General features: G+C 71.3%; 10 protein-coding genes. 1 reads left to right on the top strand and 9 read right to left on the bottom strand.

What is annotated here, in order from left to right; genetic code table 11:
- Positions 1–89: 89 nt before the first annotated feature.
- The 4 genes from AC5RWU_RS11365 to AC5RWU_RS11350 all read right to left on the bottom strand — a co-directional run bounded on the left by AC5RWU_RS11365 (position 90) and on the right by AC5RWU_RS11350 (position 3,627).
- Positions 90–314, bottom strand: a complete 225-nt coding sequence (locus tag AC5RWU_RS11365; protein WP_494030975.1) for a hypothetical protein — start codon at positions 312–314, stop codon at positions 90–92.
- A 290-nt stretch (positions 315–604) separates the two neighbouring features.
- Positions 605–1,954 carry a glycosyltransferase family 2 protein gene (locus tag AC5RWU_RS11360; RefSeq protein WP_494030974.1) on the bottom strand — a complete coding sequence of 450 codons (1,350 nt, stop codon included), beginning with the start codon at positions 1,952–1,954 and terminating at the stop codon, positions 605–607.
- 41 nt (positions 1,955–1,995) lie between these two features.
- Entirely contained in the window at positions 1,996–2,769 is a 774-nt protein-coding gene (locus AC5RWU_RS11355) for a hypothetical protein (RefSeq protein WP_494030973.1), read from the bottom strand.
- Between the two features lie 3 nt (positions 2,770–2,772).
- Positions 2,773–3,627, bottom strand: coding sequence for a nucleotide sugar dehydrogenase (locus AC5RWU_RS11350; protein WP_494030972.1), 855 nt, complete (start codon positions 3,625–3,627; stop codon positions 2,773–2,775).
- 643 nt (positions 3,628–4,270) lie between these two features.
- Here AC5RWU_RS11350 and AC5RWU_RS11345 point away from each other — a divergent pair.
- Complete coding sequence (locus AC5RWU_RS11345; RefSeq protein ID WP_494030971.1) at positions 4,271–5,398, top strand: chitinase; 1,128 nt, start codon at positions 4,271–4,273, stop codon at positions 5,396–5,398.
- Positions 5,399–5,476: 78 nt separating this feature from the next.
- Here AC5RWU_RS11345 and AC5RWU_RS11340 read toward each other — a convergent pair whose 3' ends face one another.
- From AC5RWU_RS11340 to AC5RWU_RS11320, 5 genes are all read right to left on the bottom strand, one after another.
- Positions 5,477–7,651, bottom strand: coding sequence for an S-layer homology domain-containing protein (locus tag AC5RWU_RS11340; RefSeq protein ID WP_494030970.1), 2,175 nt, complete (start codon positions 7,649–7,651; stop codon positions 5,477–5,479).
- A gap of 8 nt (positions 7,652–7,659) precedes the next feature.
- On the bottom strand, positions 7,660–8,700 hold the full coding sequence (locus tag AC5RWU_RS11335; protein WP_494030969.1) for a dTDP-glucose 4,6-dehydratase: 1,041 nt from the start codon (positions 8,698–8,700) through the stop codon (positions 7,660–7,662).
- Positions 8,701–8,739: 39 nt separating this feature from the next.
- Positions 8,740–10,101: a nucleotide sugar dehydrogenase gene (locus tag AC5RWU_RS11330; RefSeq protein WP_494030968.1), complete on the bottom strand. Its 1,362-nt coding sequence runs from the start codon at positions 10,099–10,101 to the stop codon at positions 8,740–8,742.
- A 432-nt stretch (positions 10,102–10,533) separates the two neighbouring features.
- On the bottom strand, positions 10,534–12,708 hold the full coding sequence (locus tag AC5RWU_RS11325) for a LuxR C-terminal-related transcriptional regulator (protein ID WP_494030967.1): 2,175 nt from the start codon (positions 12,706–12,708) through the stop codon (positions 10,534–10,536).
- Between the two features lie 53 nt (positions 12,709–12,761).
- The gene (locus AC5RWU_RS11320; RefSeq protein ID WP_494030966.1) at positions 12,762–15,536 is read right to left on the bottom strand and encodes a helix-turn-helix transcriptional regulator; all 2,775 of its coding nucleotides are present in this window, start codon (positions 15,534–15,536) and stop codon (positions 12,762–12,764) included.
- Positions 15,537–15,568 lie beyond the last annotated feature (32 nt).

Raw genomic sequence — 15,568 nt, 5'->3', positions numbered from 1 at the left:
CTCCTTCATACCCAGAAACGCCGAAGGGCTGGTTCGAGCGTCAATTCGCCCTCACCAGCCCTTCAAATCGCCCCTTGTTCAGCAGTCTCCTAGGCGCCCAGCGGCCACTGATCCTGGCCGGGGCACCGGTCCGGCCGGAGCGCAGGTGCGTCTGCGTCGAGGAAACCGTCGGTGTCCGCCATCCATTCGGACTCCGGCTCAGCGGCTGCCGCGGGTTCCGCCGCGCCGGCCGGGCCGCCGTTCACCGGCGCCCACTCGAACCGGGCACGCCTGTTGCCGAACCCGCCATAGTGCATGAACACTTCTGCAGCCACGATCCTTCTTTCCCTGCCGTCTAACCCACGACGCGGCCGGCCCCTCCCGGGGAAACCGCACCACTGGTGCGGACAGGCCGCCGCCGGACAGCATTGTTGACCGGTTTGGTCCGGATCGGGTCCATCGTGCTGCACTCACGACAGCGTACTGAAGACGATCCGGACTCACGTTTTCCGGCTCAACATATCCCAGCGTCTTCTGCCGTTTGCGGACCGACACGAGCAACAAGCCCTCGGTGCAACCGCAGCACACGTCCGTTGGAGCCGTTATTCGTGCGTCTGGCGCGCAGTCAGCGGGAGGGGGCGGGGGCGCTTTGCTGGGTGTTTTCCGGGGCGCCGTCAGAGTGGGAGCCGGCGGCCTGGACGCGGCGGCTGGGGCTCTTCCACACACCCGTGGACTTGGCCAGCCAGGCCTTGGGAAACTGGCTGAGGCAGATGGCCGAATCCAGGATCCGCACCAGTGGGAAAGCCAGCCCGAACAGCAGGTACACCGGCCGCCGGGAGGCCACCGCGGCCATGATGGTGAGCAGGAAATCCGGCAGGATGACGCCCAGCAGCACAGCCTCCGCCGGCAGCACTCCGGAGGCCCAGGCCAGGCCCTGGATCGCCGGATCCGCAGCGGCGGCTCCGGCCGCGACGGCGATCTCCACCACCCATCCGGCCGCCAGCGACAGCGCGAAGACCGGCACCAGCAACAGCAGGAGCAGCCCGCTGGAGAACAGTTCGAAGATATGCACCAGCAGCACGGTGCGGAACGCCGCCGGCAGCGACTTGTGCCGGCGCACCGTCTGCCAGAAGCCCAGCGTCCAGCGCCGCACCTGGCGGATGTAGTCGTGCAGGGTGTCCGGATCCTGGGTGTAGGCGACGGCGGCTCCGGGGTGGAAGGCGATCCGGCCCAGCTGCCGGGCGTGCAGCTCGAAGGTCATGTTGAAGTCCTCGATCACCAGGCCCTTGGCCACGATGTCGATCTGCGGCAGGGCGGTGGTCCGGTACATGCTGGCGAATCCGGGCACGATCGAGACGACGTTCGCCCCGCGCGCCGCCTGCCCGTACTTCAGCGTTGTCTGCACCACCACGTACAGCCGTTCCCGGTAGGCGACCAGGAAGCGGCCCATCCAGGAGGGCGGGTGCGGCCGGACCAGGGACTTGGCCCGGCCGGCGACGGCGGCCACGCCGGGATCGGCGAACAGCGGCAGGCCGGTGACCAGGTAGTCCGGGGACGGCCGGGTGTCCGCGTCCAGCAGCAGGACCACCTGGAAGCGGCGGCACAGCCCGAACTGCTGGATGCCCTCGGCCAGTGCCCCGGCCTTGCCCCGGTTGGGCTCCAGTTCCAGCACATTGACCCCGGCGGCGCGGGCCAGCTCCGCGGTCCGGTCCGTGGACATGTCGGAGATGACATGGATGTTCTCCAGCGGCACCAGGGCCGACGCCGACCGGATGGTGTCGGCGATGACCAGCTCCTCGTTGTGCGCGGCGACCAGGACGGCGACGTCGGCGGGTGCGGGAATGCCCGGCACGCGCGCCCGCCGGCCCCGGCGGAACTGCTCGCCGGTGAACCGCATCAGACCGACGATCGACCAGAAGATGCTGCTCACGCCGAGCACCAGCACGGCGATCAGGACGATTCTCCAGAACTCCATTGATGTCCTCCTGGTGGAAAGGCAGAACTACTGCGCTGGCCCTACTGCACAGGGCTGGCCGTGACGATCAGCCGCCACGGCCCGTCCGGGACGTCGGCCTCGTCGACGAACTGCCAGTCCACGCGGTCGTTCTGCCCGTTGAGTTCGCTGAACCCCAGGCAGCCGTTCAGCGCCGGGGACACATCCAGCCCGGCGCCGTTGTACTTCGTATTCGCCGGCCGCGCATCATCCGTGCCGAAGACATAGGCCGCGTCGTTGTAGTTTCCCGGACCGGCGTCCTGGATCTGGCCGTAGCAGATGGCGCCGTCCTTCTTCAGCCGCACCCAGCGGTTCTTCAGGTAGCTGTACGCCGGGTCCGCGGCCAGGCCCGGATCCGTCCCGGCGGCCCACGGCACCACCTCCGCACGGCGGGCGAAGGCCTCCGGGTGATGGACGTCGTCGTACGGCAGATCGAGGTAGAACGGGTTCTGGCGCGGGCTCGTGTGCAGCGGGAAGTAGCCGTTGGACGGCACGCGCGGCTCCGTCTCGCACCGCCCGCCGACCATCACGCCGTCGCAGCCGCCGTAGCTTTCCAGCCAGCGCGAATCGTAGGTGGACAGGACCTGGCTGCCGTCCGCGGCGGACGGGTCGAAGATCTCCCCCACCCAGAACGTGGTGGCCACGATGTCCGTGTGCCAGGGGTACCGCTCCCCCGCGGCGGCCACGTGCCGAACGGCCGGCACCGCCGTGCCGCAGGCGGCGAGGACGACGGCGGCGGCAACCGCCGCTGCGATGCGGCGGCGGGGTGCCGGTTCCGTCGCCTTGTTTTGCAGCATGGCTCAGTTCCCGGCCGGCCCGGAACCCAGACCGGGCCCGGCCAGCCCCAGATCGGCCGCACGGATCTTCTCGGCGCGGCTGGTCCGCTCCGCCGCTTCCGGCGTCGCCACCCGGCAGAACCGCGAAGTCAACCTGCCCAGCAGCTCCGCGGCGACCTGGCCGCACACCTCCGTCGCGCCGCCCACCACACAGTGGACCTGCTGCGGCATCACCGGCGCGCTGCATTCACGGCACTCCCCCGGCCCCGTTCCCTCCGGATCCGTCAGTTCCCGGCTGAAGGCCACGAACACGTCCCGTCCGGCAGCCAAACCGCGCGCGGCCAACGGGTCCACCAGCAGCTCCCGGGTGGCCCCGACATACGTGGTCGAGACCAGCACGATCAGCTGTCCTGCCACCGCCTGCCGCACCACGCCCGCGCAGATCCGGCGCAGCTGCCGCAGGTCCGGCAGCAGCCGGTCATCCTCCGGGACCGGTACCGCCACGATCACCGCCGCTGCCTCCGCCGCGCGGGCGAGGTCCGCCGTCAGTTCGTACGACGGATCCACCGGGTGCCACGGATCCATGCCGCTGCGCAGGCGCCGCCGGTTCCCGCCGGCCAGTCCGTGACGCAGGCTGCGCACCGCCTTGAGCCGCTGCGGGCTCTCCGCCACCCCCAGCACCCGGCAGCCCGCGGCACTGAAGGCCAGCGACGTCGTCAGCCCCGCCTGCTCCAGGCCCACCACGGCGACATCGAAATCAAAGCCGGCGGACGGCGTCGTCCGCTCCTGGGCGGGACGCACCTCGGCGGCGGGCGCCCAGACGAACCGTGCGTGCCTGGCCCCAATCCCCCGGCCGTGCACGATAACTTCTGCACTCATCACTAATCTCCCCCAACAACACTGCGAGTTGTATCGACCCACCGCGGCGGCAGCAGCTTCGCCTCCAGGCCGGTTCAGTTCCGGCCGGAGACGGCTGCCCCTCCGCTGTCCGGCCCCTCTGCTTGAAGCCGGCAATGGGTGGGATGCGCCGGCCGGGCAGGCAATGCAGGGGAGCTAGGGTCTGGGGGAGACTCCGTCACTGCCAGCCACGGACCGGGCACCCGCATCACGGGATGCGGGACCAGATACACAGCGGCTCCAGCCGTCCGCGGGCGCGATCCGCCCGTGCCTGGCAACACGGGACGGCAGGCCATTCCCCAACGGCCCGCGCCCCGTACCGCAGTGCAACAACGCATCTGTTCCAGACCCTTCCCGATCCGGACCTACTGGGTTCGACACCGTGCCCTTGACGTTTCAGCGGGTCGACGCCGGATCGATACGACCCAGCGTAAGCGGCGGGACGGCGGGCGGCACGAGTAGGGTGCACGCAACCTGCCCGCAGTCCCGCAGGGATGCCGGGCAGGTTGTACGCAGGCGGTGTGGGTAGGGACAGTGCTGGACTGGCGCGCCGGAGCGTGAATAGGCTTCACTCAAATGTCGCTTCGAGGAACTTCTCGACCAATCGGGGGCAGGAGGTGGCACCGTGGCGCAGGAGGACCGCCGGCAGTCTCCCGGAACCCGGCAGCGGATCGCCGGCTCGTCCTGGCGGCGGCGCGCTGGAGCCGCCGCCGGTGCCGCCGCCATGGCGGCCGTTCTGATCTGGGGGCTGATCGAGCTGAACCCGCCCCGCCCGTGGTTCGGCGGCTACGTCGACGTCACCCTCTCCCCGGCCCATCCGTTCGAGCTCGGCGCTGTCCGGGGCGCCCCGCCCGGCGGCAAGAGCGCGGTCCTGTCCTTCATCGTCGCGGACCCGGTCCGGTCCTGCACCCCGTCCTGGGGAACGCGTTTCAGCCTGGACGAGGCGGCCGACCAGCTGGACCTTGATGCCCGGATCGCCCGGTTCCAGGAAGACGGCGGGAGCCTGGCGGTCTCCTTCGGTGGGGCCCTGAACGACGAACTCGCCACCGCGTGCACCGGCCAGGAGCAGCTTGAAGCGGCCTACCGGCAGGTCCTGGACCGCTACCGCATCGAGACTGTCGACCTGGACATCGAGGCGCACAACCTGGCCGACGAAGCGGGCGGCGAGCGGCGGGCCCGCGCCATGGCACAGCTGCAGGCCGAACGCCTGGCCGCCGGCGGCGACCTGGCGGTCTGGGTGACCCTTCCGGCGGCCCCGGACGGACTGACCGGTCCGGGCCTGGCTGCGATGTCCCAGTTGCTGGAGGCCGGCGTGGAGCTGGCCGGTGTGAACCTGATGACGATGAACTACGGCGCCCTCCGGCCTGAGGGCGAGAGCATGATGGACGCCTCCCTCCGTGCGGCCGAAGCGGCGCACGCCCAGCTGTCGGGTCTGTATAGCCGGGCCGGGCCGGACGATGGGGCCGGGCCGGACGGCCGGCAGCTGTGGCGGCAGATCGGGCTGACCCCGCTGATCGGGCGGAACGAGGTCCCCGGGGATGTCTTCGACCTCGAGGCGGCCCGGGGGCTGAACGCCTTCGCCCGGGACCGGGAGATCGGCCGGATCTCCATGTGGTCGCTGAACCGCGATGCTGCCTGCGGCCCGGATGCTGCCATGGCGACCGCCTCTCCGACCTGCAGCGGCATCGAACAACCGGCCGGCGAGTTCTCCCGGCTGCTCAGCGAGGGCACCTCCCCGCTCCCGGCCCCGTAGCTTCGCTCAGCAGCAGGTGCTTGAAAGCGCGCGCTTTCAAGCACCTGCTGCTGACTCACCGGAAGGGGGCTGCGGCCCTCAGTTCCGCGGGAAGGCCTGGTTGAAGCGGAACATGAACGCCGCCATCGCATCCCGGTTGACCGGCTGCAGGTACCGGAAGGTGCCGTCCGGCCAGCCGGTAGTGATGCCCCGGGCGGACAGCCAGGTGATCTCCTGATAGAACGGATGGCTGGTCGCCGTATCCCGGAACGGCGAGGCCGCCGGCACCGTGAAGGGAGGCGAACCGGCGAACCGGTACATGAACGCTGCCATCGCACCCCGGTTCACCGGCTGGGTGGGCCGGAACGTGCCATCGCCGAACCCGGTGGTGATGCCCTGCTGCGCCAGCCAGGTGATTTCCTTGTAGAACTGGTTGCTGGTCGCCACGTCGCGGAACGGCGAGGCCGCCGGCGGCGTGAAGGCGGGCGAACCGGCGAACCGGTACATGAACGCCGCCATCGCATCCCGGTTGACCGGCTGGGTGGGCCGGAACGTGCCGTCCTCGAACCCGGTGGTGATCCGTTGCTGGGCCAGCCACATGATCCCGCTGAAGAACATGCTGCCGGAGGGCACATCCGGGTACGACGCCGGCGGCTCGGGTTCGGGTTCGGGTTCCGCGGGCGGCTCAGGTTCGACCGGAGGCTCGACCGGCGGGCCGGTCGGTGTCGGGTCGACCGGCGGATCCGGCGGCGTCGGGTCGACCGGCGGATCCGGCGGCGTCGGGTCGATCGGCGGCTCGGTCGGCGGGCCCGGATCCACCGGCGGGTTCACCGGAGGAGGCGCCGTGTCGCCCAGCGGCGGCGCACCGGCCGAGTTATACAGCTCGTAGTCGTCCGTCACCAGCGTGCCGTTGGAGACCAGGTTCAGGCCGAAACTCAGGCCGGTGGCACCCGCCGGAATGCCCGGCGTCGTAAATTCCGCCTGGCTCCAGTCCGCAGCGGCGGCGAAGAACGGGCTCGAGGTCCAGTAGGTCCAGCCGCCCTGGGCCGTCCGGTAGTAGATCTCGAACTGCGTGGCGCCGCTGGATTTGTACCAGGCGCGCAGCGAATACGTGTTGCCGGCGCTGACCGCCGGCGAGCATCCGCCGAGGTCCAGCGTGGGCAGCAGCTTCGCGTCGCCGGAGGCGTAGCTTTCCATCAGCAGCTGCTGGGCCACGGTGCCGGTCCGGCCTGGAGAGGTCGGGCTGAAGGTCGGCTGGTTGACCCCCCACTGGCCGATCTGCCAGCAGCGCGGCAGGTCCGGGCCGGCCTCCTCCAAGCCCGGATTCTGGATCAGGTTGCCGTTGACCGGTCCGGGTTGGACCGCCGGTCCGGGCACGGCGGGCTTGACCGCGCCGCCGATGACCGCGTCCACGGTCCGGACCGTGGTGCCCTGCGCGGAGCGGGCCGCCAGCCAGCCGGCGAACTCATTCAGCACCGCCGGTGCCACCGAGATGGGGCCGCCGTTGTTGTCCACGTTGTGGAAGGTCAGCTGCAGCCAGCCGCCGGTGGTTTCGGCGTTGGTGACCACGTCCTTCAGGTCCTGCAGCGTCCAGGTGTTCTGCACCTGGTCCAGTGCCCGGGTCTCGAAGGCATTGGCCGGCGGGACCGTCTCCGCGACATCGAGGCCCTGGACTTCGGCGAAGCGGCTGGCGATGTCACCGAGGCCGCGGGCGCTGTTGTAGCCGCAGTCGGCGACGATCTGCCGCGCCTCAGAGATGATCGAGGCGAAGGGATAGGCGAAGCTGGTGACCTTGAAGCCCCATCCGGTGAGGTTGGCGCGGTCATTGCAGACCTGCCGCCGCACCTCGTCGTCGGAGACCTGCGCCAGGTCCGGGTGCGTGACGGTGTGGCCGCCGATCTCGTGCCCGTTCGCCGCCATTTCCTGCAGCTGCGGCAGGGTGAGGTAGTTCGTGGCGCCGACCAGGCCGGAGACCACGAAGAAGGTACCGTCCAGGCCGTGGCTGTCCAGGATCCGGACGGCCTCAAGCTGGTCGGCGTTGCCGTCGTCGAACGTCAGGCTGACTACCGTTTCCGAGGCCGCCCCGGCCCGCGGCGCCCCCAGGACGGTCGCGAAGGTAGCCATCAGGATCATCACCAGGATGGTGGCGCCCCACCAGTACGCCGGGCCGAAGCGGCCGAACCGGTCAGGTGGGCCGAACCGGTCAGACGGGCCGGGCGGGACGGCTGCACGGTGCCGGGGCCGGAGGCCGTGGGTTGCTGGGTGCTGGTTCATCCGGTCTCCTAGCGGCTCAGCGCTGCTGCAGCCGCGGCATGCCGCCGTCCGGCCGCAGGCCGCCGTCGGGCGGCAGGCCGCGCCGGCAGGGTGGCCCGCATCCACTCGGCCACGCCCAGGATGATCTCATCCACGGTCGTGGCCGGATTGAAGCCGACCAGGTGCCGCGACCGGGTGTTGTCCGGCACGCGCCGGCGCATGTCCTCGTAGCCCTCGCCGTAGGCCAGTTCGTACGGCACCAGCGTGATCTCGCTGGGGCTGTCCAGCAGTTGGACCACCCGCTCGGCCAGGCTGAGGATCGAAATCTCCGTCATGCCGCCCAGATTGAAGGCGTGCCCGTACGCGGCAGGCGACTGGACCAGCCGCACCAGGGCGGGAACGACGTCGGACACGTAGGAAAAGCAGCGCGACTGCAGTCCGTTGCCGAACACGGTCAGCGGTTCCCCGCGCAGCGCCTGCCCCACCAGGTTCGGCACCACCATGCCGTACCGGCCCGTCTGGCGGGGACCCACCGTGTTGAACAGCCGGACGATCGCCACGCGCAGTCCGAACTCGCGCCAGTAGGCGTGGGCGAACGCCTCGTCGATGCCCTTGGCCGCCGCGTACGTCCAGCGGGACAGCAGCGGCGAGCCCAGGATCCGGTCCGAGTCCTCCGGCAGCCGGTCCGCGGTGTTCTTGCCGTAGACCTCGCTGGTGGAGGCCAGCAGCAGGGCCGCATCGGCGTCGCGGCAGGCGTCCAGCACCACCTCGGTGCCGTGGATATTGGTGCGCAGGCTTTCCAGCGGATGGTCCACGATCAGGCGGACCCCCACCGCCGCGGCCAGGTGGAACACCCGGTCCGCGCCGGCCACCAGGCCGTTGACCGCCTCGCGGTCCAGGATGGTGCCCTCCACGAAGCGGAACCGCGGGTGCCCCCGCACCCCGTCCAGGTTGGCCAGGTTCCCGGTGGACAGATCGTCGATGACCGCCACCTCGTCCCCCGCCCGCAGCAGGTATTCGGTCAGATGGCTGCCGATGAAGCCGGCGCCGCCGGTAATGACAGTTTTCACAGCTCTGCTCCCCTTGATAACCGTGAGTCAGTTCCCGTGCTACAGGTGCAGCACGTTCAGTTCGCCGCCGAGGCGGTACGTGGTGTCCAGGACCGCCTGCTCCGGACCGATCCAGCCCAGCTCCAGCGAACTGTGCGCGGTGTGCAGCAGGACCAGATCCGCCGCGAAAGCGGCCGGATCATCCTGATGCGCCAGCACCGTGCCGTCATGCAGCGTCAGGGCCGGGAACAGCGGATCGTGGTAGGCCACCGTGGCCCCCTCCGCCGCGAGCCCGGCGAGGATCTCCAGCGCCGGCGATTCACGCAGGTCCTCCACGTCCGGCTTGTAGGCGACGCCGACCACCAGCACCCGGGCGGCATGCGTAGCCCGGTCCCGGTCGGAGAGGATCCGGCGCACCCGGTCCACCACCTGGCCCGGCCGCGCGGCGATCGCGTTCATCGACTGCTCGATCACCGGCGTGCTCAGCCGCTCCTTCTTCATCTGCCAGAGCAGGTAGTGCGGATCGCACGGGATGCAGTGCCCGCCGACGCCCGGCCCGGGCGTGAACTTCATGAAGCCGTACGGTTTGGTGGCGGCCGCCTCGATCACCTCCATGACCTCCAGCTGCAGCGCCCGGCAGATGTCCGCGAACTCGTTGGCCAGTGCGATGTTGACGGCGCGGAAAGTGTTTTCCACCAGTTTGGTCATCTCCGCCGCGTCCGCGGACGGCACCCGGTGCACCCGCGAGACGTACTTGCCCAGCAGCAGGGCGGCCGCCTCCCCGCAGGCCTCGGTGATCCCGCCGACCACGCGCGGCACGTCCTCATGCGCGATGTCGTCACTGCCCGGATTGATCCGCTCCGGGCTGAAGGCCACGAACACGTCCGTGCCCGGGATCAGTCCGCGCGCCGCCAGGGGCACGGCCAGCAGGTCCCGGGTGGTGCCCACATACGTGGTGGAGGTCAGCAGGATCAGCTGCCCGGGCACCGCATTCTCCACAACGGTGGCGCAGGCGCACCGCAGGATGTCCAGGTTCGGGATCAGGTACGGATCCACCGGCGTCGGCACCGCAATCACGACGGCGGCAGCCTCCCGCAGGCGGGCAGCGTCACCGGTGAGCGCGTACCCGGGGTCGGCGAGGGCCCGGGCCAGACGTTCCCGGTCCGAAGGCACCAGGTCCGCGGCTTCGGCGGCGATCACCTGCAGCCGCGCCGGGTTCGCGTCCAGGCCCAGCACCCGGTAGCCGGCCTCCCGGAACGCCAGCGACGTCGGCAGCCCGACGTAGCCCAGGCCCACGATGGCGACGTCGAAGGTGAAGGCCGGTGCCGGCGTCGTACTGGGTGCCGTCGGTGCGATGGTGACCGGCACGGCAGGTGCCGGGCTGCGGTGGGTGTGCGGCGGTCGAGTGGTTTGCAGCGTCATCTGAATCTCCCCTTGATTGTTCTGACTCTGGGTGGCCGGCACGGTTCCTGACGTGGTTCCTGATGGACCGCCCGTTGCCCCAACTGGCGGTGCCTGTGCCGGTATCCGGTCGGTGCCGGTCCGGGCGGCGACTCCGCCCGGTTCCACCCTTGAAGCCTAGGAATCGGCCCCGGGAGCGGCACGCGTGGACTGCACGCAACTTGTCCCTCGACCACGTGCCCGGCCCCTCAACCCGTACGCATCCCTACTCACCCCCGCGTCCCCTCCCCGCGACTCAGCAGCATCGGCAGGCGCTCGCGGCTGAGTCTGCTCAGGTACTGCGAAGACGCTGCGGCGTGTTTCCCGGACACGCCGAAAAAACCGTGAACCGGGTCGAGGTACCTGAGCAAACTGGGTCAGGGCCCGCAGCCGGGCCCGCCTCCAGGGCCGCGGTCAGCCGGGGACTGCCGTTCCGTCCGGGGCCGGGGTCCGGGCCAGGTATGCCGCCGCGAGTTCGCTGCGGGTGCTGACGCCGAGCTTCTCGTAGATCCGGTAGATGTGCCCCTCCACCGTGCGCAGGGAAACCCTCAGCCGCGCGGCGATCTCCCGGCTGCCGGCCCCGCTGGCCACCAGCGCGGCAACATCCCGCTCGCGGTGGGTCAGTTCCTTCCGGGCGTGGGTCTCATTCAGCTGTGCTGTGACCACATCCGGCAACCGTTCCAGCAGGCGCTGGAGCAGTTTCATTCCGTTGCGCCGCCGGACGAAGTCTCCGTCCCGGGCCAGGCACCGGACGCCGCTGGCCGCAGCCTCCGCCGCCAGCAGCAGGTATCCCGCGGCCTCGGCGGCCTCCGCGACCCGCACCAGAGCGTCACCGGACCTCTCCTGCAGGGCCAGGGCATGGTCGTGCGCCAGCCGCAGCTCGGTCCCCTCGCAACCCCGGGTGATCTCCGCCAGCCGGTCCACCCGGCCGGAATCCCCCAGCCTGAGCAGCAGCCCGATAACCTCGGCTTCCGCACGCACCGGCCCGGTCCGTGCCAGCTGGTCCGCGACCCTGGCCAGCCCGGCCAGCGCCGCGGACGCGCCCTCGAAAACGGCGCTGGCTGCGGCCACATGCGCGCAGGCCAGCAGCGAGTGCTCGCGGGGTCCGGCGTCCAGCTCGGCGGACAGGTCCGCGAAGACTGCCGAATAATGTGCGACGGCGTCCCGGTCCCCCAGCAGCGCTGCCGCATCCGCGGCGACGGCCGCGGCGTAGGGCAGCAGGTGCTCCGGGTCCGCGTGGCGCAGCCCCTCGACGGCGGGCACCAGCTGGGCCAGGGTCTCGCGGATGAAGCCGCGCCGGAAATCGATCAGGGCGCGCAGGAAGGCCAGCGTACCGCCGAAGATGACCAGGCTCGGCACCGAGGCTGCCTCCAGCTCGGCCAGCCGGACGGCCGCAGCCGCCAGGTCCTGGTCCCGGAGCAGTGACAGGGCGTCGCGGATCTGCAACGGGGTTTCCGGAGCGCCCTGGTACGGAAGGTGCGGCACCCCGGCCGGCCCGGCCGGGCGGCAGGGGTCGATTCCGTATTCCAGCGCCAGCCCCAGCGGTGCCAGCTGCCGGACGGACCCGGCCTGGAGCACGCCGGTCAGCTGCACCGCCGGGTCGGCGCCGGCCGGCCCCGGGTCCACACTGATCAGCCCCGCTGCAGCCAGCCCGGCAATCGCCGGTCCGTCCGCCAGGCGGCGGAGCGCGGACAGCTTCATACTCCCGGCAAGCGCCAGCACGAACGCTGCCTCCCGCTCCTGCGGGTGCAGCCGGGCGAGTTCGTCCCGGGCCAGCTCCGCCAGCCGCGGGCAGCGCTCCGGCGGTGCGTCGACCAGCAGCCACACACCGTTGCGCTGCACCAGCCGGTCCAGCCGGCGGCTTTCCTCGATCAGCGCGAGCAGGATCCGCGGATTGCCGCCGGACGCCGCGCCCAGCACCGCGCTGGAGCCGGGCAGCACGGTGCCGCCGAGCGCGTTCCCGCACAGCTCGTGCACGTGCCCGGGCGCCAGCGGCCCGAGGTCGAACCGCTCCAGCAGCCCCTCGGACCACAGCGACATCAGCTCCGTCCCCTCCATCCGCCCCGGGCGGGAAAACAGCAGCACCCGGGCGGCTCCGCCGGTGGCCAGCTGGGTGACGACGGCGGCGCTGGCCGGATCGAGCTCGTCGGCGTCGTCAACAACGACGACGGCCTGCCGGCCCCGAGCTGCGCCCTGCCCAGCACCCCTCGCTGAGTCAGCACGTAAAGCACGAATAGCCGTGTATTCGTACGCCTGCTGCTGACTCAGCCGGAGGTGGGTGGAGAGGAATCCCGTGACGCAGCGCAGCACGTCCACCGGGCTGGCGTTGGCTCCGGCCGGCAGGTCCTCCAGGAACGGCGCCAGGGCATGGTACGGCACGCCGAGTGCCGCCGTCGTCCTGGCTGAGGTGCAATGGAAGTCGAATTCGGCGGCGAAGGCCGCGGTGACCGCGCGCAGCACGGCGGTCTTCCCCAGTCCCGCCGGCGCCATCACCACCGCCCCGCAGCGTTCCGGATCGCACAGGCTCTCGGCGATCCGTTCCATAATGTCCGCGCGTCCAACGACGGCAGGCAGGTGTGAGTTGTACACGGTACCAGTCCCCCCTCTGGTCTGGTGTTGCTATTCGGTTATGGCCGGAGGCCTTAGTGGCAGCCCGCGGCCGAGCCGGCGAAGATCCGCCGGTCCTCGAGCTGGAGCTTCCGGTAAATCCGGTGCAGGTATCCCTCCACAGTCCGCACCGACAGATTGAGGCGATCGGCAATCGCCCCGTTGCTCGCACCGGCGGCGGCCAGTGCGCCGATTTCACGCTCCCGCGGCGTCAGGCCCGGCCGGCTGCCGTGCGCGCCGAGGGCGAAATCGAAGTTCTCGCAATGGGCATGGAGGTGCTTCTGGGCCGCCCGCATCACGGCTGCATCCCCGGTCCGGCCTGCAGCGGTCAGTGCCAGCCTGGCCGCCTCCCGGGCCAGCAGCCCGTTGCCCTGGGCAGCGGCCAGATCGGCGGCGGCGAGCAGCCCGCCGCCGTCCCGCTCCGCCACTGCGGCGGCATAGCTTTCCCACAGCCGGGCCGCCGGCCCCTGCAGCCCGGCGGCCAGCTTCGCCAGGCCGGCGACGGAACCGGCATCCCCCAGCCGGACCGCGCCGCTGCGGAACAGCAGCTCGTCCGCCGCGGCGCCGCCGTCGTGCGCCGCCTGCGCCTTTCCCAGCAGCCGGTCCACGGCCGCCGGGACAGAGGACACAGCGGCCGAAGCCATCGCAGCGTAGTAGCTCGCCAGGACGTCCGCCCGCCAAGCCGGCCGGAAGCGGGGATCGGGCGCGGCCTCCCGCAGCAGTTCTGCCGCCGCTGCCCGCTCCCCCAGCAGGGCGTGGGCGTAGGCTGCGGCAGCTGCCGCCACACGGCGGAGGCTGCGGGAATCGTGGCTGCGCAGCTGGTTCAGCACCGGCTGCAGCCGCCGCAGCGCGCGGGCCGGATGATTTGATTCGGCATCGGCCAGCGCCGCGGCCACCTCCACGAGTGGCAGCAGGTCAGGATTCGCCAGCACCCCGGCCAGCACACGGGGCCCCGCCAGCAGCAGGCCGCAGCCGTCCCACAGCCGGTGGACGCTGAGGGAGGAGAAGATGCGGATGAAGGCCGGCTCCAGGCCACCCTGCCCAAAGCTCGGGTACACCACACCCGGGTGCCCGGGCGCGCCGTCCGCCAGTCCCGGCAGGCCCAGAAGTTCGACGGCGAGACGCACCGCGTCCGCTTCGCGCCCCATCGCTGCCCAGGTCTCGAAAACCACGGCCCGGGCCCGGTCCCGCAGGTCCGGTTCCCCGCTGTGGAGCAGCGGCAGGAGTGCCGCGGTGTCCACCTCGCGGTACCTGCCCTGGTAGACCGCCAGCGCAGCTTCGGCGACGTCCAGCCGCTCGGCGCCGGGTCCGGCGCAGCCGGCAGCACCGCGTGAAACGCAGCCCAGCCGCCAGCGGGCGCGGATGAGGACGTTGGCGGTATCCGGTGCGGTCCGGTCTTCGGCCCTGAGGACCTCGCTGCGGACGATGGCCAGATCGACGGACTCCGCACCGCCGCAACCGTCCGCCCCGGTCTCAGCGTCATAGTCAGCCAGCATCCGGCGGGCCGCCGCATGGTCCCCCAGCGCCAGGGCCGCCCGGCAGCCTTCGGCCGTCGCGGCCGGCGAACCCACCTGCGGCGCCGCGGCCAGGAAGGCGAGGGCGGCTGCCGCGTCATGGGAGCGGTTGGCCAGCCGGGCAGCGGCGAGCGCGTGTTGCGGGCCCAGTCCGGCCCCGCACTCCAGACTCCACGCCGCCAGCGCCGTCCCGGCGGTGCCCAGCAGGGCGTCCGCCCCGCCCCCGGCTGCGTCCCCGGCCAGCAGCTCCCAGCCGCCGGCCGCGCCAACCGCAGCCAGCAGCTCCCGGGACCGCTCCGGCGGGACCGCGCGCCGCACCACTTCGCGCAGCAGCCGGCTGGGGAAATGCGCCGCCGGCCGGGCACCTGGCACCAACCGAACCAGCCCGCGCAGCAGGAGTGCGTCCAGGTCCTCGGCCGGTCCCAGCCGCAGCAGTGGGGCCACCGGCAGCGCACCGGTAAAGGCCAGCACCTCGGCCAGCAGCCGCTGTCCCCCGCCCACGTCAGCCAGCGCCGGCGGCAGCACCGCGGCCAGCCCCGCACCGCGGACCGCCGGGCGCCGGGTCAGCACCCAGGTGCCGCCGGCTTCGGCAAGCCGGCCTGAGGCGCTCCACTCAGCGCACAGCACCTTCAGCAGCAGCGGATTCCCGCCGCTGGCAGCCCACAGCGCATGGGCGGCGGCCGTCGACACCTCCTTGGCCGGGCTGTCCCCGGCCGAACCCTCCCCGGCCAGCGCAGCGGCCAGCCATGCCGCGGTTTCCCTGATGCCGAGACCCGGCATATCAAACCGCTCCAGCAGCCCGTCCTGCCACAACCGGTCCAGTCCGCCGGGCAGCGCGGAGATGTCCTCGCAACAGGTCAGCAGCAGTGCCCGGCCCATGGCCACCAGCTGTGCCAGCATTGCCGCGGCCATCCGGTCCAGCGACTGCGCGTTATCGACGAACAGCACCACGGAACGGCCCGCCGCTTTGTCCTGCAGCACGTGCGCCACGGTCTGCAGGACCTGGAGCGGATGGTCCAGGTCGGGCGCGTCGGCTTCGCTCAGCAGGAAGTTGATGGCACCGTACGGAATGGCTGCCATCGCCGCGCTGCCCCGGATGCGGACGATGTACGCGTCGCCGCCCAGCGCCCTCAGCGCATGCTGTGCCAGTGTGGTTTTGCCTGACCCAGTGTCCCCAACAATGATTGCTCCTGCCGCGGCTGCGCGCCTGAGCGACGCTGCAATGTCCTCCGCCCTGTCCCCCAAGAACAGGTGCTCGGACGAGGTCCGCGGCAGCCCCAAGATGCGGCTGTCCATGATGAATAAGACCCTAACTTGCTCCCCAATGC

The organism is Arthrobacter sp. B0427-1-12, assembly GCF_059092905.1.
Note: the sequence above shows the minus strand (reverse complement) of the source record. Positions and strands in the feature narration are given on the sequence as shown.